Source organism: Actinomycetota bacterium (genome assembly GCA_018830725.1).
Classification (GTDB): Bacteria; Actinomycetota; Humimicrobiia; order JAHJRV01; family JAHJRV01; genus JAHJRV01.
Genome location: JAHJRV010000007.1, coordinates 1 through 23,285, shown reverse-complemented (window position 1 = coordinate 23,285; position 23,285 = coordinate 1). Strand labels below are relative to the sequence as shown.

At 28.3% G+C, this 23,285-nt stretch carries 24 protein-coding genes and 1 riboswitch; of the genes, 3 read left to right on the top strand and 21 right to left on the bottom strand.

From position 1 onward, the window contains the following. Positions 1-145: 145 nt before the first annotated feature. From hflX to rimO, 20 genes are all read right to left on the bottom strand, one after another. A complete protein-coding gene (gene hflX / locus KKC53_00470) occupies positions 146-1,411 on the bottom strand; it encodes a GTPase HflX (GenBank protein MBU2597648.1) in 1,266 nt (421 codons plus the stop codon). A 143-nt stretch (positions 1,412-1,554) separates the two neighbouring features. Further along, positions 1,555-2,421: a diaminopimelate epimerase gene (gene dapF, locus KKC53_00465; protein ID MBU2597647.1), complete on the bottom strand. Its 867-nt coding sequence runs from the start codon at positions 2,419-2,421 to the stop codon at positions 1,555-1,557. A gap of 71 nt (positions 2,422-2,492) precedes the next feature. Then, a complete protein-coding gene (miaA, locus tag KKC53_00460) occupies positions 2,493-3,443 on the bottom strand; it encodes a tRNA (adenosine(37)-N6)-dimethylallyltransferase MiaA (protein MBU2597646.1) in 951 nt (316 codons plus the stop codon). Between the two features lie 112 nt (positions 3,444-3,555). Beyond that, positions 3,556-4,140: an AmmeMemoRadiSam system protein A gene (amrA, locus tag KKC53_00455; GenBank protein MBU2597645.1), complete on the bottom strand. Its 585-nt coding sequence runs from the start codon at positions 4,138-4,140 to the stop codon at positions 3,556-3,558. Between the two features lie 54 nt (positions 4,141-4,194). After that, on the bottom strand, positions 4,195-5,019 hold the full coding sequence (gene amrB / locus KKC53_00450; protein ID MBU2597644.1) for an AmmeMemoRadiSam system protein B: 825 nt from the start codon (positions 5,017-5,019) through the stop codon (positions 4,195-4,197). Positions 5,020-5,031: 12 nt separating this feature from the next. Continuing rightward, positions 5,032-6,354 carry a tRNA (N6-isopentenyl adenosine(37)-C2)-methylthiotransferase MiaB gene (gene miaB / locus KKC53_00445; protein ID MBU2597643.1) on the bottom strand — a complete coding sequence of 441 codons (1,323 nt, stop codon included), beginning with the start codon at positions 6,352-6,354 and terminating at the stop codon, positions 5,032-5,034. Between the two features lie 5 nt (positions 6,355-6,359). Next, the gene (locus KKC53_00440) at positions 6,360-7,202 is read right to left on the bottom strand and encodes a PHP domain-containing protein (protein ID MBU2597642.1); all 843 of its coding nucleotides are present in this window, start codon (positions 7,200-7,202) and stop codon (positions 6,360-6,362) included. A 463-nt stretch (positions 7,203-7,665) separates the two neighbouring features. Beyond that, positions 7,666-7,944, bottom strand: coding sequence for a stage V sporulation protein S (locus KKC53_00435; protein ID MBU2597641.1), 279 nt, complete (start codon positions 7,942-7,944; stop codon positions 7,666-7,668). Between the two features lie 446 nt (positions 7,945-8,390). Continuing rightward, on the bottom strand, positions 8,391-9,938 hold the full coding sequence (rny, locus tag KKC53_00430; GenBank protein MBU2597640.1) for a ribonuclease Y: 1,548 nt from the start codon (positions 9,936-9,938) through the stop codon (positions 8,391-8,393). Between the two features lie 529 nt (positions 9,939-10,467). Next, positions 10,468-10,950 (bottom strand): cyclic pyranopterin monophosphate synthase MoaC, encoded by a 483-nt coding sequence (gene moaC, locus KKC53_00425; protein ID MBU2597639.1) that lies wholly within the window; start codon positions 10,948-10,950, stop codon positions 10,468-10,470. 39 nt (positions 10,951-10,989) lie between these two features. Continuing rightward, positions 10,990-11,943, bottom strand: a complete 954-nt coding sequence (gene moaA / locus KKC53_00420; GenBank protein ID MBU2597638.1) for a GTP 3',8-cyclase MoaA — start codon at positions 11,941-11,943, stop codon at positions 10,990-10,992. 22 nt (positions 11,944-11,965) lie between these two features. After that, positions 11,966-13,054 carry an ABC transporter ATP-binding protein gene (locus KKC53_00415; GenBank protein MBU2597637.1) on the bottom strand — a complete coding sequence of 363 codons (1,089 nt, stop codon included), beginning with the start codon at positions 13,052-13,054 and terminating at the stop codon, positions 11,966-11,968. Next, positions 13,039-13,749, bottom strand: coding sequence for an ABC transporter permease (locus tag KKC53_00410; protein MBU2597636.1), 711 nt, complete (start codon positions 13,747-13,749; stop codon positions 13,039-13,041). Before KKC53_00410 ends, KKC53_00415 begins: the two co-directional genes overlap by 16 nt. Positions 13,750-13,867: 118 nt before the next feature. After that, positions 13,868-14,710 (bottom strand): substrate-binding domain-containing protein, encoded by an 843-nt coding sequence (locus KKC53_00405; protein ID MBU2597635.1) that lies wholly within the window; start codon positions 14,708-14,710, stop codon positions 13,868-13,870. A gap of 116 nt (positions 14,711-14,826) precedes the next feature. Further along, positions 14,827-14,967: riboswitch (molybdenum cofactor riboswitch) on the bottom strand. A 33-nt stretch (positions 14,968-15,000) separates the two neighbouring features. Beyond that, positions 15,001-15,663 (bottom strand): RecX family transcriptional regulator, encoded by a 663-nt coding sequence (locus KKC53_00400; protein ID MBU2597634.1) that lies wholly within the window; start codon positions 15,661-15,663, stop codon positions 15,001-15,003. A gap of 11 nt (positions 15,664-15,674) precedes the next feature. Beyond that, entirely contained in the window at positions 15,675-16,709 is a 1,035-nt protein-coding gene (recA, locus tag KKC53_00395) for a recombinase RecA (GenBank protein MBU2597633.1), read from the bottom strand. A gap of 257 nt (positions 16,710-16,966) precedes the next feature. Continuing rightward, a complete protein-coding gene (gene thpR / locus KKC53_00390; protein ID MBU2597632.1) occupies positions 16,967-17,539 on the bottom strand; it encodes an RNA 2',3'-cyclic phosphodiesterase in 573 nt (190 codons plus the stop codon). 27 nt (positions 17,540-17,566) lie between these two features. Then, positions 17,567-18,049, bottom strand: coding sequence for a CinA family protein (locus KKC53_00385; GenBank protein MBU2597631.1), 483 nt, complete (start codon positions 18,047-18,049; stop codon positions 17,567-17,569). Positions 18,050-18,077: 28 nt separating this feature from the next. After that, positions 18,078-18,695 (bottom strand): CDP-diacylglycerol--glycerol-3-phosphate 3-phosphatidyltransferase, encoded by a 618-nt coding sequence (gene pgsA / locus KKC53_00380; GenBank protein MBU2597630.1) that lies wholly within the window; start codon positions 18,693-18,695, stop codon positions 18,078-18,080. Positions 18,696-18,706: 11 nt separating this feature from the next. Beyond that, a complete protein-coding gene (gene rimO / locus KKC53_00375; protein MBU2597629.1) occupies positions 18,707-20,119 on the bottom strand; it encodes a 30S ribosomal protein S12 methylthiotransferase RimO in 1,413 nt (470 codons plus the stop codon). A gap of 344 nt (positions 20,120-20,463) precedes the next feature. Between rimO and KKC53_00370 the strand changes: the two genes are divergently transcribed. The 3 genes from KKC53_00370 to KKC53_00360 are packed head-to-tail and all read left to right on the top strand — an operon-like array spanning position 20,464 to position 22,814. Further along, positions 20,464-21,567: a DUF362 domain-containing protein gene (locus KKC53_00370; protein MBU2597628.1), complete on the top strand. Its 1,104-nt coding sequence runs from the start codon at positions 20,464-20,466 to the stop codon at positions 21,565-21,567. Between the two features lie 50 nt (positions 21,568-21,617). After that, positions 21,618-22,430: a radical SAM protein gene (locus KKC53_00365; GenBank protein MBU2597627.1), complete on the top strand. Its 813-nt coding sequence runs from the start codon at positions 21,618-21,620 to the stop codon at positions 22,428-22,430. A gap of 12 nt (positions 22,431-22,442) precedes the next feature. Further along, entirely contained in the window at positions 22,443-22,814 is a 372-nt protein-coding gene (locus tag KKC53_00360) for a hypothetical protein (protein ID MBU2597626.1), read from the top strand. Positions 22,815-23,064: 250 nt separating this feature from the next. Here the strand turns inward: KKC53_00360 and KKC53_00355 are convergent. After that, the coding region (locus tag KKC53_00355; protein ID MBU2597625.1) for a DUF1998 domain-containing protein at positions 23,065-23,285 on the bottom strand (221 nt) is incomplete at its 5' end.

The window sequence follows — 23,285 nt, the reverse complement described above, 5'->3', positions numbered from 1 at the left end:
GTAGAAGATGAAGCTACAGTAAAAAGATTCTTTAAAGAGGATGGTAAAATACGCTTACAACCAGAAAACGATCTTATGGAACCAATAATATTATCCAATGTTAAAATATTGGGAAAAGTAATCGCATTAATAAGGAAGATATAGATTATGATTTCACTGCTTTATCTATTTTGAAACATTCAACTCTTTGTAGAGCATGTTTTGGTATGAGTACTCTTACTTCAATAGAATTTTCCAAATAAGTTTTTTCTCTTACCTTACCTAATTCGTGAAGATATGAAAGGATATTAGTATTTTTATAAGGGATTGATAGTATCACCTCAACTGTATTTCTATCGATAACTTTTATCAGCCTTTTAATCAGAACATCTATTCCATTACCCTTTAATGCAGATATAAAAACTCCATCCTGGTATCTTTCTTTTAATCTATTTATTTCTAACCCTGAAAGGAGATCTATTTTATTAAAAACCATAAGTATAATGTTTTCATTAGCTCCAATATCAACCAGAACTTTATTAACTGCTTCTATCTGCTCTTCCATGTTTGGATGATATGAATCAATAATATGAAGTAGTATATCTGATTGCTTAACATCCTCGAGAGTAGATCTAAAAGCAGCAATAAGTTGATGAGGTAATTTTTTAATGAAACCCACAGTATCGGAAAATAACAGCACTCTTCCACCATCTACTTCTCTCCTTCTAATTGTTGTGTCTAAGGTTACAAATAACTTTTTGTTAACTTCAACATTACTATCACATAAGAAATTTAACAGTGTTGATTTTCCTGAATTTGTATATCCGACTAATGATACTAATGGTATTCTTTTTCCTTTTCTCTTCTGTCTCTGAACATTTCTATGAACTTTTAATTGCTCTATCTCTTTTTTCAATAAACGAATTCTCTTCTGAATTTTTCTTCTATCCACTTCCAATTTTGTTTCACCAGGTCCTCTTGTCCCTATTCCTCCTCCTAATCTTGACATTTCTATTCCTCTTCCCTTAAGTCTTGGAAGTAAATAGTTCATTTGAGCTAACTCAACCTGTAGTTTACCTTCATAGCTATGTGCATGTTGTGCAAATATATCTAATATTAAAGCTGTTCTATCAATCACCTTTACACCTATCTTCTTATTCAGTTTATCCTGTTGAGAAGATGTAAGCTCATCATCAAAAATAACAGTATTTGAATTAAGCGAATTAACCATTTCTGATAATTCATTAACTTTGCCAAGACCTATTAAATACCTTGGGTCAAATGAATCTCTTATCTGAACTACTTCTCCAGCCACTTCTGCACCTGATGTGATTGCTAAATTAGCAAGTTCTTTCAATGATTCCTCAACTTGGTATAATGTTTGATGTGGAAGTTTAATGCCTACCAAAATGGCTTTTTCGCGTGGTTCTATAGTGGTTATTTTTGTTGTATTTTCTGTTGATTTTTTAATATTTAATCTTTCTCCAATTAGTTATTTTTCAAAAAAATACAAGAATTAAAACTTATAATTTTAATTTATAAATAACTTATATTACTTAATACTATTTTTACTATTTAATCCCTATCATATTGCGACAAAAGCCAGCTATCTGAAAGTCTACCTTTATACACATAATCTACAGCACCTGTTAAGATGATATTGTTATCTTTCTCACGCCACAAAATTTCTAATTTTCCACCTAAAAGATATACATCTAATTTTCGTTCAGTTTTATTTTTTAAAACTGATGCAACAGCTGCTGCACAAGCTCCAGTTCCACAAGATTCTGTCTCCCCTACTCCCCTCTCCCATATTCTAATATAAATCTCTTTTTTATTTTTCACTTCTACAAATTCAATATTTGTATTATTTGGGAAAAGTTTATGTTTCTCCAAAATTGGACCTAATTTTTTTACCGGAGCTTTATCTATATCATCCACAAAAATTACACAATGGGGATTACCAATAGAGAGACAAGAAGCAAAAATCTTTTGTTTATCCCCTATAAAGATTTCTTCATTTAATGGGTCTCCATCCTTCCCTCTTATAGGAATCTTTTCCCTTTTAAATTCTGGTGTTCCCATGTTCACACTGATCTTATTAATTATACCTTCTCCTTTTTTGATTATTATCTCTCTTATTCCAGCCAAGGTTTCTATGTTAAATTTTTTCTTTTGCATTAATCCCAGGTCAGATATGTATCTACCCAAACATCTAATACCATTTCCGCTTATTTCAGCTTCTGAGCCATCAGCATTATATATAGTTACTCTAAAATCTGCTTTATCAGAAGGTAGTAGAACAACTACACCATTTGCACCAATTCCATAACATCTCTTGCAGATATTTTTTATAAGATGAGGTGGAATATCATTTTCTTCAAATAATGAATTAACAATAATAAAATCATTACCCAATGCATGCATCTTTGTAAATTTCAATTTTTACACCCCTTATAATAATTACCTGATAAAATGATTATTCTATTTTAATTGTTTAAACAATTATTGTTTTAAAATATAATTTCAATTATTTTCTTAATTATACTATCAAATTTCTTATTCTTTTTGATAAAAATCCAATTTACTCTCGGATCAGCCCTTAACCATGTTAATTGTCTTTTTGCGAAATTTCTTGTATTTTTCTTTATGAGGTTTATAACTTCTTTTTTTGTTAATTCATCATTAAAAAAGGAGAGAACTTCTTTATAACCTATTGCCTGTTTTAAAGCCAGACTGTTTCCATATCCCTTTTTTATTAATCCCTCAACCTCATCAAAAAGTCCTGAACTGATCATATTATCTACTCTTTTTTCGATATCATTATATAGTTCATCTCTATTTTTATTTAAACCAATCAAGGTTAAATCATAAATGGACTTTCTTTCTTTCCACTGTTTTTGAAAAGATGAGAATTTTTTACCAGATGTATAATACACTTCTAATGCTCTAATTATTCTTCTTATATCGTTAGAGCTAATTTTTTTTGAATATTCTTCATCCACTTTAATCAATTCCATGTACAACGATTTTAATCCTTCAGTTTCTATCCTATTTTTTAATTTGTTTCTCTCCCTTTTATTAAATATATTATCCGCAAAATGCAAATCATCAATTACTGATCTAATATATAATCCAGAACCACCAACTAAAAATGGAATTTTTTCTCTATTTGAAATATCATCAATACATTTTCTTGCCGATCTTTGGAATTCAGCAACAGTCATTATGTGATCTGGAGGACAAATATCAATCATATGATGAGTAATTTCTTTTCTCTGCTCAATTGTCGGTTTTGCGGTACCAATATCCATTCCAATATATACCTGTATTGAATCTGCGGAAACTATTTCAGCGCTTATCTTCTTTGAAACTTCAATTGATATTTTTGTTTTACCAATACTAGTAGGACCAACAAGTGCTATTACTCTCTTTTTTTTATTTCCTTTTGCAATTATTTTCATTTAATAAAGTTCTGAAAAATTTAAATTAATAATATATATTTTTGTAAGAAATTTATAAAGTAATCTTTACTTTAAATTCTCTTATTTTCTGATAAAACACCATATAAATGCTTCATTTGTAACGAGTAACCGTGAAACGATATATCTCAAATTCTTCATCAGGAAATATACCAGCTTTACTTTTTGCAATATTAACTTGCATTTCTGGTGTATCTACTCCTTCAAGATCTGGTAGTAATAATCCAGTTTTATGTCCCGATTTAACTACGACACCATATTTTTTGGGATTAAGCCGTGACATTTTCTCTATTTTTTCAGGTTCACTTAAAATATCCACACTATAAGTTAAAAGCTTCAACTCTTCCCTTTCAACAGGAAAAAAACGAGGATCTCTTGTAGAAGATGATATTGCATTAGAAATGATTTCCTCAACTACGTTATTCTTTGTTGGATAAATAGTTCCAATACAACCCCTCAGTTCACCTTTCTTTTTTATAGATACAAAAACCCCAGCTTTCTCTTTAGTAAATTCTTCAAGAATGTTTTTATGTGATAGAACTTTACCCACTTTTATATATTTTTCAACAGCTTTCTTTGCAAGTTCTACATATTTATCCATTTTCTCCTCTTGTAAATTTTTTTTACAATGACAAATTAAATCTCTCTCAGGATAAACTTCAGTGGTGAAGAATCTCATTAAAATCCGAGAACCCTCGTTGCACTCAGGGTGACCAAAAATAAATAAGTATTATTATTGAATAGGTATAATTTCTGCTACCATGTAGCCTACACCAAATGGACCTTCATATGATAATACTTTGGATTCTACATCTTTTCCATCAAAACAGCCTGCAAGCACAAATATTGAACGTAACCCACATTCTCCAGCATTATAAATTAACTTATCGTCTAATTGGAATAGTTCTTCAAACCTTGAACTATTTATTATCTCAACTATCTTCTTATCAAATTTCTCACCTTCTGGATGAAAACCAGCTGGTGCTCCAGGTTTTAGTCTATGAGACAAATCTCCACTGGCAATAAAAACAGCAGTTTTTCCAGTTTCTTCAACAGTTTTATTTATTACTTTTCCAAAGTTATAATGATTTTGATAATTTAGAAAAGATATTGAGAGACTAATCAAATTGTATTTATCTTCATCAGTTAGGTAATAAAGAGGAACTATTACCCCATGATCCAATTCATTTTGACCATAAAAAAATTCTTCATTTTCATCTATTTTTATCGCCTTTATTGAATTCTTATTCATATTCTTGATTAGTGATTCAATAAATGTAGCATCATTTTTCATTTGAATTGATATTTGCTGATAACCAAAATTTGATAAGCTTCCCATTAATATATTTTGTACTCTTATTGCATATGCATCACGATATACTGGACTATGAGGAGAAATAGTGATTAAAATTTCAGGATTTATCTGTTTAATGTCTTTATTTACTTTTTTTAGAGCTGAAATAGTTTTTTCTACTTGTTTAAGATCATACTCGCTTCCAATTGGTGGAACTATGATTGGTGGATGAGGTGCTATTATTCCTAAAGCTATACTTGACATTTAATTACCTCTTTATAACTTTAATTTTCCAATTAAGTAATGAGCTTTTGCAGATATTATATCTACATAAACTATTCTACCAATTAGATTTGAATCACCTTTAAAATTAATAATCTTATTTGTTTTTGTTCTACCCATAAGCATTTCTTTATCTTTTTTTGAGAAATCCTCCACTAAAACATCAAAACTTTTACCAATTAATTGATCATTTTTCATCAGACTTATGGCAGTTTGTTTTTCTAACAATCTATTAAAACGATTCATTTTTTCTTTATGTGAAAAATTATTATTAAATTTTATAGCTTTAGTTCCTGGTCTTGGTGAATATATAAAAGTAAAAGCATTATCAAATTTTACCTTTTCTACTACATCCAATGTTTCAAGAAAATCTTCCTCGGTTTCTGTTGGAAAACCAACCATTATATCAGTCGTTATACTAGCATCTGGAGTCATGTTGTATATCTCTTCAATTAGTCTTAAATACTCGTCCTTTCTATAACCTCTATTCATATCTTTTAATACCTTGTTAGATCCTGCTTGTAATGGAAGGTGAAAATGATTGCATAAACTCTCAGATTCTACTACCACTTTTATAGTTTCACTGTTAAAATCTTTTGGATGAGATGTTGTGAACCTTATTCTTTTTAATCCAGAAATTTCACTCAAACTTTTTAATAATTTCGGAAAATTTAAATCATCTGCTAAATCCTTCCCATATGAATTTACATTTTGACCAAGTAGGGTTATTTCTATAACTCCAAATGAAACCAAATTATTAACCTCTTTAATTATTTGACTTGATGGTCTGCTTGATTGTCTCCCTCTAACATATGGAACTATGCAATATGAACAAAAATTGTTACATCCACGCATAATTGAAACCCATGCTGAGAATGATTTTTCCCTGGAAGATGGAAGACATGAAATATCATAAGTACTTTTATTTTTCAATTCAATAACTCTATTGCCAGTTAATATTCTTCTTTTGAGAAGGTATGGAAATCTTTCAATATTATGTGTTCCAAAAACAATATCAATTTGAGGAAATTTTAATAGTAATTTTTCACCGTAACTCTGAGCTAAGCAACCACCAACTGCTATTATCAAATCAGGTTTTTCTTCTTTTAATCCCTTGAGGTTACCCAATTGACCAAACAATCTATCATCAGCCCTTTCTCTAACTGTGCAGGTATTAAAGACAATTATATCTGCATATTGTGTGTCCTCTTCAAACTGAGCTTTACATTTATGAAGAAGTCCTGCAATTCTTTCCGAATCATATTTATTCATCTGACACCCAAAGGTGACTATTGAAAATTTCTTATTTTCCATCATCTTTTCTATTTCCTAAGTTCACTTGCTTTTTTATAAAGTTTTTCAACCACATCATCAGTAACAGTTATATCACCTATATTTTTTATTTTAATTTCGGGGTTTACTATAGAATAGTTTCCGTGAAAGTCTGTTCCTCCTGTTTTTATCAATCCGTAACTATCAGCTATTTTTATTAATTCATTTATTATAAAATTACTATGTGAAGGGTGATAAACTTCTATCCCCATTAAGCCTATTTTAACTAATGGTTGTATAAACCTAATATTATTATCAGAGAAAGGATGTGCTAAAACAGGAACAGCTTTAGCATTTATTAATACTTTTATAACTTTCTCTGGAGAAATTACATATTTTTTTACATAGTAAGGTTTTTCTCTTCTTAAAAAAAGTCTAAATGCTTCCTGAACTGAATTTGCATAACCAAGTTCAACCAACGTCCTTGCCAAATGAGGTCTTCCTATTGATTCTCCGTGACTTTGTTTTGCTACTTGCTCAAATTCTATTTTTATTCCTGCTTTTTTAAGTCTATTTACTATCTTTTTTGCTCTTAATTCTCTTTTATTTTGAAGATCTTTTAAAAATTCTTTTAATTGCTTTGAATGATGGTCAACAAAATAACCAAGAATATGTAAATCCCACTCCTCACTCTCAGAACTTAGCTCAACCCCAGGAATAAAATTTAACTCATTTTTTTTTGATTCCTTGATAGCTTCTTCCAATCCATTTATACTATCATGATCAGTAATAGAGATGGCACTTAACCCTGTCTTTTTTGCAATTTTTACGATTTCAGAGGGACTTAGAATACCATCTGAAACATTGCTATGAATATGTAAATCTGCTGGCATTTTCTACCCTTCTTTAAAAAATATGTTTTGCATTTATACCCAACTTTTTTATGTATTAACACATTTATAATTCAAATAAATTTAACCTTTTATAATATAAATTTAGAACTTTTTTATATATATTATTATAAAACCATCACAAAATAATAAAAAATATTTAAGGCATAAATTATCTATGATCTAAGGTATAAATATACCTTAAAAGTTTATTTAAAAATAGATGCGAGTAAGAGTATATCTTTAAAAACTTGAAGGGGTCATTAAAAACCCTCAAAAATCATTATGTAAAGGAGTTGTTAAGATGACCCAATTAAATGACATTAATTTGGAAGGAATATAACTATTTGAAAGATGCTTCTTTGTGATTAAATAGGAAAAAACAGATATAATATAATCTGAATATTTTATTATCTATCCTTTTTAAAATAATATTTAGTTTTATTTAAAAGGAGTTATATTTTTATTATACATGGAACCTGCTATAATCCTCAACTGTGAGAAGAATAGCTGTTCTTTCCTCTCCATTTATCATTATATCTTTAAATGATGGTATACATACAAGATTTATTCCACTTGGTGAGACAAATCCTCTTGCAATAGCAACTGCTTTTATGGCTTGATTTAATGCTCCTGCCCCTATTACTTGAATTCTTACTAACCCACTTTCTCTCATAACCCCTGCTATGGCTCCTGCTACCAAATTTGGTCTTGACTTTGCTGATACTTTTAAAAGTTCAGCCATTTTTACCTCCTATAATAATTATTTCTTCGACTTTCTATTTCTATTATATATTTATAAACTTTTAAGATAATAATTAGTATTCAATTATTTTTACTTTTTCTATTATGTTTTTATTGTATCTTGAGATAATATTTAGCATTTAGATGTGCATTTATTATATATTCTATAATAAACCTAAATCTCCTCTTTATTTTCATACAACATAACAATAAAGTTAAACTATACTGTTATACTATTATAGCCTATGCCATATCATTTTTGTTTTCAATCAAAAAATGGTGAAAAAAAATATGGAAGAGAAGCAATATCTCTTTCCATATTTTTAGATATTACTTAGATTTAGATGTTGTTATATTTAATTATATTAATTCTATTTATATTTTATAAATAGTAAACTGTATAAACACCAAGCTTAGATGGTATATATAAACAAATATCTTTAACTATTATTTTGCATATTCAACTGATCTTTTTTCTCTAATTACATTTACCTTGATTTGACCTGGATATTCCAATTCCTCCTCAATTTTTGCAGCCAATTCTCTTGCTATTCTCGCAGATTGATCATCATCTACTAAATCTGGATAAACCATTACTCTAATTTCCCTTCCAGCTTGAATTGCATAACATTTTTCTACACCTTTAAATTCTTTTGCTACACTTTCAAGATTCTCTAATCTTTTGATATAACCCTCTAAAGTTTGTCTTCTTGCACTGGGTCTTGCACCCGAAATAGTATCCGCAGCAGAAATTATCACATCTAAAATATTCTGCTGTTCTATATCTTCGTGATGAGCATGAATTGCATATACAATATCATTTGACTCATGAAGCTTTTTTGCGAGTTTAGCCCCAATAACAGCGTGTGAACCTTCTACCTCATGATCAATTGCCTTTCCTATATCATGAAGTAGTCCAGCTCTCTTAGCTTTTTTAACATTTATTCCCAACTCTGAAGCCATAATTCCCGAAAAATGAGCAACCTCCATAGAGTGCTGAAGTACATTCTGACCAAAACTTGTTCTATATTTCAATGCTCCTAAGATTTTAATAAGTTCCTTGTTTAACCCAGCTATACCAACATCAAAAACTGCTTTTTCACCTGCAATTTTTATTTGATTCTCAACAATTTTATTTGCTTTTTCAAACATCTCTTCAATTTTTGCTGGGTGAATTCTACCATCAGCAACCAATTCTTCTAATGCAATTCTTGCTTTTTCTCTTCTAACGGGATTAAAGCATGAAAGTATAACTGCTTCAGGTGTATCATCTACTATTAAATTTACTCCTGTTAATTGCTCGAAAGATCTGATATTTCTTCCTTCCCTTCCAATAATTCTTCCCTTCATTTCATCATTTGGAAGTGGAACTACTGAGACTGTTGTTTCTGAAACATAATCATTTGCGTATCTTTGAATTGTAGTTGAAATTATTTCCTTTGCTTTTCCTTCAGCTATTTCCTTTGCCTCTTCTTCTATCTCTCTTATTTTTTTAGCGCTATCAAATCTTGCTTCTTCTTCTAATCTCTTCATAAGAAGAGCTTTTGCATCAGCGGAAGACAAACCAGCAATATTCTCTAATCTAATTTTTTGTTCCTGTAAATTATTTTCTAACTCTTCTTTGAGCAAATTAATTTCCTTTTCAGTTCTTGCAATGATAGATATTCTTCTATCCAACTTCATTGATTTTTTATCAATAATACTTTCTCTATGGGCTATACGACTTTCTAATTTCCTCAAATCGTTTCTTAGATTTCTCAATCTATCTTCTTCTTCCAAACGAATTTTGTAAACCTCGTCCTTCGCTTCAACTAACTTTTCCTTCTTAATAGCTTCTGCTTCTTTCTTTGCTAATTCTATTATTTCTTTCGCTGACTTTTCTGCTTGTTCTTTTCGACCTTTAAATAAGTATCTTCTAATCCAGTAACCAATTATTATTCCTAAAACTAACCCAAGAGTCGCTATAAAAATATAAATTGATAATTGACTATTAATTTTATTTCCTCCTTTCAAAATATAAAAAGCCGAGTAAATCTCGGCTTGAAATAATTCTCTATTTTTAAAAATATTAATTATATAATTATTTTAAATAATATTTAATATTTACTACTTAAAAACTATAAATTAAAAAAAGATGTCTTATAAAAATTTTAGTAAAGCTTTAATACTATTACAAATATGATTTGAACACTTGATTTTGAAATCAACTACAATATTAGAAAACATTATAAATAAACCATCTCCTAAAAACCATTTCCCAATTTATATCTATAATTAATTAAGTAATAAAAAATTCCTAAGAAATTTTATTATATTATCTGAGATTTTTTATTAACTATATTTTGAAAATATATAAAGAGTGTTATCAAAATTTATATTTTTTTAAAATTTTAATTAAATTTTCAAAATAGTTAATATTTTCAAGCCATGTATTATTTTAACCCTAATATATCTATTTAGTCAAGAAAAAAACTAAGTAATAATTAATATTTGTTGTGACAATAATAAAATGTTAAAAATATATTTATTTTCTTTTCCATTTGCCACTTTTTCCGCCACTTTTTTCAATTAGCTTAATATCTCCAATTATCATATCTCTATCAATTCCTTTACACATATCATAAATAGTTAATAGAGATATTGATGTAGAAATTAGAGTTTCCATCTCTGCACCAGTTTTTCCATCACACTTTACCTCTGAAGAACAGGTTATATAAGAATTTTTATCTTTCCTTTTTAATTCAAATTCCATTTTTATATCTGTTATCGATAATGGATGACAAAGTGGAATTAACTCATGCGTCTTTTTGGCTGCCATTATTCCTGCTATTTTTGCAACTGCAAGTACATCACCTTTTTTTATTTCAAGATCTTTAATCATGTGTAACATCTCATTGCTCATCCATATCTTACCTTGTGCCTTAGCCACTCTATGTGTTATAGGTTTTGTAGAAACATCTACCATCTTTGCTTTACCTTCAGAATTAATATGACTTATCTTTTTCATAAAATCTCCATTTTTTATTTTAACGAATTTTTTTATTAATTATCCACCTATATGATACATATAATAAATTTTTTTATTTACTTTTCTTTTTTGGGGTTTAATGTAAATTGCATTTTTAAATGCATCTATTAAGATATTTTCTGAAACATTATTTCTTATTAACACTTTAACATCTACCTCTTTGTTACTAAAAAGACATGGTTTAAGTTTACCATCAGATGTTAATCTCAAACGATTGCACTTATCACAAAAGTTATGTGAATTTGAACATATTAAACCAATAGTTCCAGTAGCATTTTTATATTTATAATATGTTGCTGGTCCATAACCTAAAGGATTTTTAGCTTTTATTAATTCTCCATATTTATTCAACTCATTTAGCATTTCTTCTTCAGTTAACCCTCTTATTTTTTCTATACCTGTTACCGGCATATATTCAATAAATCTTATATGAACAGGTTCTATCATTGACAATTTTGCAAAATCTTCTAAATTATCATTTATATTTTTCATTACTACAACATTTATTTTTATAGGTCTAATTGAGGAAGCAATTGCATATTTTAAACCTTTAGTTACATCATCAAGATTTCCTCTTCGAGTTATTTTTTTATATATTTCTGGATTTAACGAATCTATACTAATGTTTATTCTATTTAATCCTGCATTTACTAAATCATCCATATATTTTTCTAAAAATACTCCGTTAGTAGTCAGAGAGAGGTCTTTAATTTCTTTAATTTCTCTTAATAACTTAATTAAATTCACTAAATCTTTTCTTATTAGTGGTTCACCACCAGTAATTCTAATTTTATTAATACCTACCTCAGTAGCAACTTTTACTATTTTTACTAGTTCTTCATATCTAAGAACTTCTTCATGACCAATTGAAGAGATACCCTTTTCTGGCATGCAATATACACATCTTAAATTACATCTGTCAGTTACAGAGATTCTTAAATATTCAATTCTTCTTCCAAATCGATCTAACATTTTATTTAAATCTTTTATCTTTTTATTTTCTTGATAATAGATGAATAGAAGTTGCTTTAATATTAGCTATAATTTTTTCTCCAATTTTTAAGTTTAATCTATCTAAAGATTGTTTTGTTATAAATGATGTCAAATTAAATCCACAATCCATAACAACTCTATAAACAAGTCCATAGGAAGAGATATCTTTGATAGTTGCAACAAATGAATTTCTCGCACTTGTAATAGGTGCTTTTAATGAATATTTCAAAAGTGTTACATTTTCAGGACGAATGCAAGCAATAACATTTTCACCTTTCTCTAAATCAGATACAACTTCCAATTTCTGATTATTAATATTTACTATACAAAGTCCGTCGCTCTTACTTGTAATTTTTCCATATAAAATAGTTTCTACTCCCAAGAAATTCGCTACAAATTCATTAATTGGTTTATTAAAAACATCTTCTGTTCTTCCTCTTTGAATAATCTTCCCTTTATTCATTAAAGCAACACTATCTGAAATAACTAAAGTTTCATTTCTATCATGAGTAACATGTAATGTTGTCTGATTTTCTCTTCTAATTATTTTATATAAATTATGCCTTAATTCCTCCCTTGTTGGTTGATCTAATTCTGCAAAAGGTTCATCTAATAATAGAATCTCGGGTTCTAAAACTAATGCTCTTGCAAGTGAAACACGCTGTGCTTCACCACCAGAAAGTGTTCCAGCTGGTCTATTTATAAGATGAGAAATTTCAAGCTTTTCCAGTGCTTTTAAAACCTTATTTTTTATTGAATTTTTATTTTTTTTTCTTATTCTAAGACCGTATGAAACATTATCATAAACAGAAGATTTAAAAAGGAGTGGTTCTTGAAAAACCATTGCCATTCTTCTTCTAAAAATATGTTTTTGTTTATTATTTGTAGGAACAATTCCAAATATTTTAACTTTTCCCTGAGAAGGTTTTTCCAATAGATTTAAGATTCTAAGAAATGTACTTTTACCAGCTCCATTAGGTCCAACTAATACCAGGACTTCACCTCTAAGCAATTCGAACTCTTCAATGTCCAAAATCACATTTTTATTATATTTATGTATTAAATTTTTTACTTCTAATACTTTTTCCAATAAAATTTCTCCCTTTGTTGTATATAAGTAAGAGCTAAATTAGCAATAAATGTTAAAAATAAAAGTATTATTGATATTGCAATAGCTTTCTCAAATTCTCCCATTCTTGTAAACAAAACAATAGAAGTAGTCAGGATTCTTGTCTTCCCTTTAATATTTCCACCAACAATCATAGCAGCTCCCACTTCAGATATTATTGATCCAAATCCAGCCATAATTGCAGCTAGGGCAGGAATTCTCGCTTCTTTAACCAATGTCCAGAAAAGTTGAAATTTATTTGCGCCTAAAGATTGACATTGAAGTTTGAGTTTATGACTAAGCTGTTGAATTGATGCGAGAGTCAGACCAGTTACTAAAGGAGTAGCAATTATAACCTGTGCTATGATCATAGCAGTTGGTGTATATAAAAGGGACAAGAAACCTAAAGGACCACTTCTCCAGAGGGATAGTGCAACAAATAAACCAATAACTACAGGAGGAAACCCCATCCCTGTGAACACCAAAGATATTAATAATTTCCTTCCAGGAAATTTTGTCAATCCCAATATTACACCTAAAGGTATTCCTATAAGTAAGGAGGTTAAAACTGCATAACCTGATATTAAAAGAGAAAGCCATACAATTGATAAAATCTCTCTATTTAATCCTATAAGCAGGTTTAATGCTTCTTTCATTCCTTCAACAAAAATGTTCATCTTAAAAACCTATTTTTTTAAATATTTAATCTTTAAAAATTTCTTATTTACTTTCACTTATTAAGCTATAGAGAAAAATTTTGTATTAATAATTAATCAGATTAATTTTACAATATAACTATCTAATTACATCTGGGAAAAATAATGGTTGTCCATATTTTTCAATACCAAAATTTTTTATTATCTCCTGACCGTCTTTTGAAGTTATGAATTCAATAAATCTCATTGCTCCTTCATAATTGACTTTTGAATGCTTATCAGGATTTACTGCAATTATGCCATATGGATTCAAAAGAAGAGGATCTCCTTCAAATAATATTTTTAATTGTATATTTTTTTGTAGTGAAAGATATGTTCCTCTATCTGATAAAGTATAAGCATTTTTTTCATTAGCTATCATAATTGTTCCTGCCATTCCCTGACCTGCTTCCAAATACCAGTCACCTTTGGGTTCTATTCCTGCCTCTTCCCATATCTTTATTTCTTTTTTATGAGTTCCAGAATCATCTCCCCTCGATAAAAATAACATTTGTTTTTCACTTATTTTCTTAAAAGCTTCTGTTACATTTTCATTACCTTTAATTTCTGCAGGATCTTCCTCGGGACCAATTATTACAAAATCATTATGCATAACATCCTTACGATTTACACCATACCCTTCTTCTAAAAATTTATCTTCAGCTGATCTTGAGTGAACAAGAACAATATCTACTTCTCCCCTTTCCCCCATCCTAAGTGCCTCTCCTGTTCCAACTGCAATAGGTTTTACAGAAATTTTATATTTTTTTTCAAATACAGGAATTAATTCATCTAAAAGACCTGAATCATATGTACTTGTTGTAGTAGCTAAAATTATCTCTTTTTCCCTTATTGCTGTTTTTTGGTTACAGCTAACAATATTTATGATTAAAAATATAAATACTGTAAAAATTACTAATAGCTTTTTTGACAAATTTTTCATCTTTAAAAATTCATAATTTAGCTTTTATATATGTAATTTTATATTTGAAAATTTTTATTATCTTATTGAATTCTGAAAAAATAAAAAAACACCTTCCCCTCGTATAGAAAAGAGGTTGGTGTTATTTTTTTGCTCCTTTCCAAACACGGGAGGTCAATCTGTTTCCAACCTTGACCCTTAAAGATAATCTCTTATCTTAGTGGTTAAACATCTTAGATAAAATCTTTAGATGTTATAACTCGGAACGAATATTAAATTTTCAAGGATTATATCATATCAAATTTTATATTTTAATTAAATAGATTTTCAATAACTTCTGGAAGAACTGATTCTATTGTTGAATAATTATAACCTTTTCTTAGAAGGAAATTAATAATTCTTCTTCTTATTACTTTTTTGTCCATAGCTTTATACTTTCTTATCTGCTTTTTTGCTAGACTTTTTGCTGTTTTTATTTCGAGTTCAGGTGTATAAATCTCTGTTAAATTATTTTCAATTATTTCTTTAGAAATACCCTTAAGAAATAGTTCAGATTTAATTTTTGATGAGGAAAAACCTCTTGTTCTAATTCTCTCTTCTATCCAACCACATGTATATTTTTCATCATCCAGATAACTATAACTCTTCATTTTTTCAATTGTAATATCAATAATTGCATCTGATATTTTTTTACTCCACAATTTTCTTCTTACCTCATTTATTGATCTTGGTTTGTAACTCAGATAATTTATTGCAATTCTTTCTGCTTCTTTTTCATCCTGAAATTTTTGAAGTTGATTTAATTCTTTTTCACTTAAATACGAGTCTTCTTTGATATCAAACTTAAATAATGATTCTTCAAAAAAATTACCAGATTTTATACCATCTAAATAAAGAACTCTATATTTTTGTCTCCCCTTTAACTTCTTTATCTCAGTGACTCGATAAATTTTACTATCTTTAAAAAGTTTCATATGTAAATGCTTTATTCTTCTTTTTCTTTCTCTTCTTTTTTCTCTTCAGCTTCTTTCTTTTTTAGCAAACCCTCTTTTTCTCTAATTCTATTTTCAATTTCTTTTGCTATTTTAGGATTATCCAATAGAAATTGTCTGGTATTTTCCTTTCCCTGACCTATTTGTTCCTCACCAAATGAATACCATGTTCCACTTTTACTTATTATCCCTTTTTCTATTCCTAAATCAATTAAAGATCCCTCTTTAGATATTCCTTTTCCATATAAAATATCAAATTCAACTTTTCTAAAAGGCGGGGCAACCTTATTTTTAACAATTCTGACTCTTACTTTACTTCCAATAATATCAGTTCCGACTTTTATGTTTGCTGATCTACTAATTCTCATTCTAACCGTTGAATAGAATTTTAATGCTCGACCTCCTGGTGTTGTTTCCGGGTCACCAAAAATTATTCCAATCTTCTCTCTAATCTGATTAATGAAAATAGCACATGTATTTGATTTACTAATTGTACCAGCTAATTTCCTTAGTGCTTGTGACATAAGTCTTGCTTGAAGTCCCATATGACTATCACCCATTTGTCCTTCTATTTCAGCTCTTGGAACTAATGATGCTACTGTATCTATCACTAAGACATCTAATGCACCACTTCTTATTAACATTTCTGCAATTTCTAACGCCTGTTCACCTGTATCTGGCTGAGACAACAATAGTTCATCTGTATTTACACCTAAATTTCTTGCATATATAGGATCCAAAGCATGTTCAGCATCTATAAAAACAGCAGTACCTCCTTTTTTCTGAGCTTCTGCAATTATATGTAAGGCTAATGTGGTTTTTCCTGAACCCTCTGGTCCATATATTTCTATTATTCTTCCTCTAGGAACACCTCCAATACCTAAAGCAATGTCAAGGGCTAATGATCCTGTTGGGATTGCCTCTATTTCTTGTAAAGGGCCTTCTCTTCCCAATACCATAATTGACCCCTTACCAAAACGTCTTTCTATTTGAGTCATTGCAATGTCTAATGCTTTATCTTTCTCCATTTATCCTCCATAATTTAAATAATTGCACATTTGCATAAAGTATATCAGGAATAGCTTTATTAGTCAAATAAATCAGATAAATAAACATACTTATAATTATTACATTTAAAATAATTATAAATCTTAATCAGCATATTTTAGATGCCTTGTATATTCCCAATTATATCTCATCTCATATAAAAATTTTTTTTAGATTATCAAAAGAATATCATCATGTTATTAGCTCAGTATTAATCATTAATATATTGCATTAAATTTTATTTATTTTGAAAAATAAATTCTTTAATTATGTAATAAGAAGCTCCTTGAGGAGACAAGACACTTTTATAAAGAGTTATTCTATCATTGAGTTGTACTGGAAGATTTCCAAATTTTTCTAAATTTAATTCTAAAAGTAAATTGTTAATATTTTGCCTTTTTTTAGATCGAGCAATAGTTATATGAGGAGAATAACTTCTCCTCTCCTTCTCAAAACCTCTCTTTGCGAGATTTCTTTCAAGCAATTTATAAATTTTTATAAAATATTTTTCTTCATCTTTTATGCCAGCCCAGAGAACTCGAGCACTCCTCTCATTAGAAAAAGCTCCTAGACCGCTTAATTCATATGAAAATGGCTGTATATTTTTAATACATTTTGAAATAGTTCTTTGAATATCTAAGATTTGCTCATTATCACAGTAACCTAAAAATTTTAATGTGATATGAAGATTTTCATAGTTAACCCATCTCCAATCAATAGATTTTCTTTTCATTTTTAAAATAATTTTTTCCAAATAGTCCCTGACTTCATCAGATATTGGAGCAGCTAAAAAAGCTCTAATTTTATCCAATTTTACCCCCAAAATTAATATTTTTAATTATTTTAATAAATAAAGTCGTAACATATTAAGTGCCGCCTGAGTAGCTTTTAGTTGGATCTCCTCTCTTGTTCCCATTAGATTTAATTCTTTTGTTTTCGAAAAATTATCAGAATATAAAGAAATATAAACTAACCCAACTGGTTTATTTTCCTCACTTGATGGTCCAGCAACACCTGTGGCTGATAAAGCAATATCTGAATCAAACAGCTCTTTTGTTTTTTTTGCCATTTCTAAACTTACTTCTGAACTTATTGTTCCATATTTTTCTAATATATTCTTATTAATATTTAAAATACTCTCTTTTGAATAGTGAGAGTAACATACAATTGAACCTTTAAAATATTTTGAACATTCTGGCAATTTAGTCAAAATACTGGAAATTAATCCCCCAGTGCAGGATTCAGCTATTGAGAGAGTTAATCCCTTTTTTAACATTAATTCTTGAACTATAGAAGCTAAAGATAGTAAAGATAAATTCATTTTTTTCTCAAAATTTCTTAAAACTTTTCTATTTATTTTTATACTTATTTTTACTTATTTCTTTAACACTTAATTTTGCTAAAGTTGCTCCGAATCTCCAGACATAATCTAATCCAGATGCTAAAGTAACTATTATTGCCACTATTAAGAAATACCATTCTAATTTAATTCCAAGAAATGATATTGGGAAAAAGCTAATTCCAGAGGTTGAAACATTTATAATTGTTATTAAAATTGCAATTGTTTGAATAACTGTTTTTGCTTTACCTAAAATACTAGCTGAGATGATTATATTTCTTGTTGCTGCAACTGCTCTTAAACCTGATATTAAAAATTCCCTAAAAATAATAATTATTGCAACCCATGAAGGTATTCTTCCTAATTCGACTAATGCAATAATCGCTGAGGAGACTAAAATCTTATCAGCTATTGGATCCATTAGTTTTCCCCATTCTGTTTCTTCATTTTTTGTTCTAGCAATATATCCATCAACTATATCAGTTATAGCAGAAATTAGAAAAATAATCGTTGCAGCCCAAATAAATTGAGTCTGTCTAATTGAATTACTCGAATTAGTTAATAAAAAAAATAAAAAAATTGGAATTGTTAATATCCTAAAAATAGTTAATCTATTAGATAAATTCAATCTTATCACCCTCAATGCTTATTAATTTTTCCATAAAGATCAAAGAATTGACTGTTGGTTATTTTTATAGGAATTAAATCTCCTTCTACTACACCATCTTTTTCTACAAATATTAAACCATCAATTTCTGGAGCTTCTCTATATGATCTTCCTTCCCAATAATTATTTAATTCGATAGATGATTGTTCTATTAAAACTTCCAAGGTTTTTCCCACTAATTTTTCTCGCAATTCCATTGAGATCTCATTCTGAAGAAGTACAATATCATTATACCTTCTATCAACTGTTTTTTTATCTATTTTATTATTATAATAATAGGCTTTTGTTCCTACCTGTGGTGAAAATTTAAAAAATCCTACCCAATCAAGTTTCGCTTTTTTTAAAAATTTACAAAGTAAATCATAATCACTTTCTGTCTCAGAAGGAAAGCCAATAATAATTGAGCATCTAAATACTATTTCAGGTATCTTTTCCCTAATTTTTAAAAAAAGTTTTAAAAACTCATCATAACTTCCTCTTCTTCCCATTTTTCTTAAAATTTTATTGTTAACATGTTGAATTGGAATATCTAAATATTTGCATAGTTTTTTACTTTTTGATATCAAATTTATCAAATCATCATTAATACCACCAGGATTTAGATACATTAATCTAATTCGCTTTAGATTATCAATTTTAATTAAATCATTCAGTAACCTTACTAAATTAGTCTTTTCTTCCAAATCTTTTCCATATTGAGTAATATCCTGAGATATCAAAATTATCTCCTTTATATTATTATTAACAAGTTCTTTAGCTTCTTTAATAATTTCCTTTGGTATTCTTGATTCATGTTTTCCCTTTATATTAGGTATATCACAAAATGTACAAGTATGATCACATCCATCAGCTATTTTTAAATATGTATATGGTAATTCTCCATAAAACTTTCTTTTTGGCTGTTTCTTTACCCAACCATTTACATTTTCAACCAAACAAATTGGTTTGAAAATAAAATCCTGCTTTTCAACTAAATTCTTCTGACACTTCTTATATTTAAATTTTTTATCTAAATGTAACTTATCATTTAATATTGTTGAAATGACATCAGGAAGTGATGACATTTTAGATAAACCTACCCAACCATCAACCTCAGGTATCTCTTTAGATAATTCCTGGTAATATCTTTGTGGCATACAACCAAATACAATTAGTATAAAACTCTTTTCTTCTTTTAGTTGTGCTACCTCTAAAATAGTTTCTATTGATTCTTCCTTGGCATGATCAATAAAACAGCATGTATTTATAATTACAACATCTGCTTTCTTAATATTTTTTGTAATAAGAAAATCATTTTCCTCTAAGATGTGTCTAATGCAATCAGAATCATACTCATTCTTGGGACATCCAAGTGTAATTAAACAAACTTTTTTATAATTCCTCATATTAAAAACTTAATTAATTTCCCCCCATTTTATTTCTTTTAACATTATGTAGGTTTTTTACTACCCTTTCAAGTTTTAAGTAATAATTTTACAAAGTTTTAAATATAGTTCCAATTATTGAAATGAAAAATAGATTATAAAATAAATTTTTATTGTACTGAGATTGTGTTATATTTTTTGTAAAATTAACATCTGTAAAAATTTTCTTATTTTTTTATATATAGATTGTAAATACATGAGATGATATATGTTGTTAAAATTTCTTGATTTTAAAAATATTTATAAAATTTATGATTTCTTAACATTATTTTAAACAAAAGTTTAAATTTAGGAGGTCTGTTTAAATGGAAAGTCAAGTTTATTATACAGATGCAAGGGCGAGGTATAAAAGAAATCTTTATGATAAGTTAGAAACAATAGTTAAAAGATCGGAAATTTTAAATTGTATTGAAAAAAATGATTTAGTTGCAATAAAGATTCATGCAGGAGAACCTGGAAATACTTCATTTTTAAATCCAACTTTTGTAAGCAGTATAGTAGATATGATAAAAGAAAAAAGAGGTAAACCTTTTATAACAGATACTACCACTCTTTATGCTCATTTGCGTCATAATGCAATTGATCATTCAATTTCAGCTGTAAAACATGGATTTTCTTTTTCAACTATTGGAGCACCTTTTATAGTTGCTGATGGACTTATTGGAGATGATTATTCAACAGTAAAAATAGATAGCGAGATATTAGAAGAAGTTTATATAGGTTCGAGTATATTTAATGCTGATGCATTGATAGTTTTATCTCATTTCAAGGGTCATGAAATGACAGGATTTGGTGGTGCAATTAAAAATGTTGGCATGGGTTGCGCATCAAAGAGAGGGAAGTTTCACCAACACTCTGGAGTCTATCCTAAAATTATAAAAGAGAAATGTACGGGCTGTGTATTATGTGTTAACAGATGTTCATTCAATGCAATATCATTAATTAATAAAATAGTAACTATAGATGAGAAAAAGTGTAAAGGTTGTGGAGATTGTTTAGTTGTATGCAAATCTTCTGCTATAAAAACAAGGTGGGAAACAAAAACTGAGGAATTTCAAAAAAAGATGACAGAATACGCTTATGGGGTATTAAAAACAAAAAAGGCTAAAGTAGGTTATGTAAATTTTCTTATCAATATTACTCCTGATTGCGATTGTTGTGATTGGAGCGATGTATCAATAGTTCCTGATTTAGGAATCTTAGCATCAAAGGATATGGTAGCTATTGATAAAGTAAGTGTTGATTTAGTGAACAAAGCTCCAATAAATCCTTTGGGAAAATTGAAGGAAAAAATAGAATCTAAAGATAAATTCTATGATTTAAATAAAGTAAATTGGAAAGTTCAACTCGAACATGGTCATAAGATTGGTCTTGGAAATATTAACTATAAATTAATCACAATTGATTAATAAATAGTTTGAAATAAGTGTTATTAACTATTAGATATTTTTAATGGGTAATGAAAATTAAGGAAATTTTCTGTAAATCAATTTTGAATAAAACTGGAATTTCAGTTGGAGATTACGCTTTAAATCCTTATACAGGTTGTGAGCATGACTGTATATACTGTTATGCAATCTTCATGAAAAGATTTTCCGGTCACAAAGAACCCTGGGGAAACTTTGTGGATATAAAAATTAATGCTGCAGGTGTATTACATAAACAATTAAATAGATTGAAACCGGGGACTATACTTTTAGGAACAGTTACAGATCCTTACCAACCCTTAGAGGAAAAGTATGAAATTACAAGATCTTGTTTAAAAGAACTTATTAATTCTAATTTTCCAGTTTCTATACAAACAAAGTCTTCTTTAGTACTTAGAGATATAGATATTATAAAAAATATTAAAGATATTGAAGTAGGTTATACTATAACTATTTTGGATGAAAAAATTAGAAAAATCTTTGAACCAAAAAGCTCAACTACTGAAAATCGTTTCAGGGCATTATCTGAATTATCAAATCAAAATATAAATACATTTCTATTTTTTGGTCCAGTCATACCCTACTTTTCAGATAAGGAAGATGTAATCAATGAAATCTTTAAGGAAGCTGTTAAAGCTAAAGTTGGTAATATTTTGATTGATAGTTTGAATCCATATCCAAAAGTTTGGGGGAAAGTTAAAAGATTAATTGAAAAAAAATTTCCTGAAGTTTTGGATTATTACAAGTTTTTCTATTATGAAAGAAACTTATATAAACAGGAACTATTAACAAAAATAAAAAGAATTGCTAAAAATTATAAAATTCCCTATCAACTCTGTTTTTAAAATTGGATAATTATGATAAAGAAAATAAAGATAAAGTCAGGAAATATTATTGTTGAAGCTAAATTAAATAATACCAAAACTGCAGATGCAATTTATAAAGCACTTCCAATTGAAGGAATTGTAAACACATGGGGAGATGAGATTTATTTTTCAATATCAGTTATTTTGGATTTAGAAAAAGATGCTAAAGAAATTGTTGAGAAAGGAGATTTAGGATATTGGCCTTCTGGAAATGCATTTTGTATCTTTTTTGGACCTACTCCAATAAGTAAGAATAATGAAATAAGACCTGCAAGTAAAGTTAATGTTTTTGGTCAAATTATAAGTGATATAAAGATTTTAAAGAATATTGAAGCTGGAAGTAAAATATCAGTATTTAAATAAAGATAGTATTTTAAAAAATAGTCTATACATATTAAAAATGGTATCCCCTTCCCTTTCTCATAACTTGTTGGCTTTTTTAGAATTTTTTTAAATAAAAAATATTACTCTTTTAGTAATAAACTTATTTTTTATAAAGAAATTAACGATATTTATTAAAATTTGGGATTTCAATTAAAAGAATTTTAATGAGTGAAGTATGATCTTATATTTTAATCACTTTATATACATGCCCGTTCTGATATATTAATGTTCATTTAAAGTACTCTTCTAAAAAGCTAATAACCTTCCCTCTATCGAGTTTGTCATGACAGAATTGATTTCGATAATTCCTCAAGCAACCATAGCAACTGGTATGTGCTTCTTCCCCTCCACATTCACATCCTTTCATCCTTTGGTATGCTAATTGTAGAATTTGTTTTATGGCTTCATCCTTTGCAATTCTGTGCACATGTCCTGCTCCACCAGGCACGT

What these genes read in the sequence shown, in the direction of transcription:
- KKC53_00400 (MBU2597634.1), bottom strand. Translation starts at nt 15,663, where the DNA reads ATGAAACTTTTTAAAGATAGTAAAATTTATCGAGTCACTGAGATAAAG.
- KKC53_00410 (MBU2597636.1), bottom strand. Translation starts at nt 13,749, where the DNA reads ATGAACATTTTTGTTGAAGGAATGAAAGAAGCATTAAACCTGCTTATA.
- amrB (MBU2597644.1), bottom strand. Translation starts at nt 5,019, where the DNA reads ATGTCAAGTATAGCTTTAGGAATAATAGCACCTCATCCACCAATCATA.
- moaC (MBU2597639.1), bottom strand. Translation starts at nt 10,950, where the DNA reads ATGAAAAAGATAAGTCATATTAATTCTGAAGGTAAAGCAAAGATGGTA.
- KKC53_00365 (MBU2597627.1), top strand. Translation starts at nt 21,618, where the DNA reads ATGAAAATTAAGGAAATTTTCTGTAAATCAATTTTGAATAAAACTGGA.
- moaA (MBU2597638.1), bottom strand. Translation starts at nt 11,943, where the DNA reads ATGTTAGATCGATTTGGAAGAAGAATTGAATATTTAAGAATCTCTGTA.
- KKC53_00360 (MBU2597626.1), top strand. Translation starts at nt 22,443, where the DNA reads ATGATAAAGAAAATAAAGATAAAGTCAGGAAATATTATTGTTGAAGCT.
- rimO (MBU2597629.1), bottom strand. Translation starts at nt 20,119, where the DNA reads ATGAGGAATTATAAAAAAGTTTGTTTAATTACACTTGGATGTCCCAAG.
- KKC53_00440 (MBU2597642.1), bottom strand. Translation starts at nt 7,202, where the DNA reads ATGCCAGCAGATTTACATATTCATAGCAATGTTTCAGATGGTATTCTA.
- KKC53_00435 (MBU2597641.1), bottom strand. Translation starts at nt 7,944, where the DNA reads ATGGCTGAACTTTTAAAAGTATCAGCAAAGTCAAGACCAAATTTGGTA.
- amrA (MBU2597645.1), bottom strand. Translation starts at nt 4,140, where the DNA reads ATGAGATTCTTCACCACTGAAGTTTATCCTGAGAGAGATTTAATTTGT.
- KKC53_00405 (MBU2597635.1), bottom strand. Translation starts at nt 14,710, where the DNA reads ATGAAAAATTTGTCAAAAAAGCTATTAGTAATTTTTACAGTATTTATA.
- miaB (MBU2597643.1), bottom strand. Translation starts at nt 6,354, where the DNA reads ATGATGGAAAATAAGAAATTTTCAATAGTCACCTTTGGGTGTCAGATG.
- miaA (MBU2597646.1), bottom strand. Translation starts at nt 3,443, where the DNA reads ATGAAAATAATTGCAAAAGGAAATAAAAAAAAGAGAGTAATAGCACTT.
- recA (MBU2597633.1), bottom strand. Translation starts at nt 16,709, where the DNA reads ATGGAGAAAGATAAAGCATTAGACATTGCAATGACTCAAATAGAAAGA.
- KKC53_00385 (MBU2597631.1), bottom strand. Translation starts at nt 18,049, where the DNA reads ATGAATTTATCTTTACTATCTTTAGCTTCTATAGTTCAAGAATTAATG.
- KKC53_00370 (MBU2597628.1), top strand. Translation starts at nt 20,464, where the DNA reads ATGGAAAGTCAAGTTTATTATACAGATGCAAGGGCGAGGTATAAAAGA.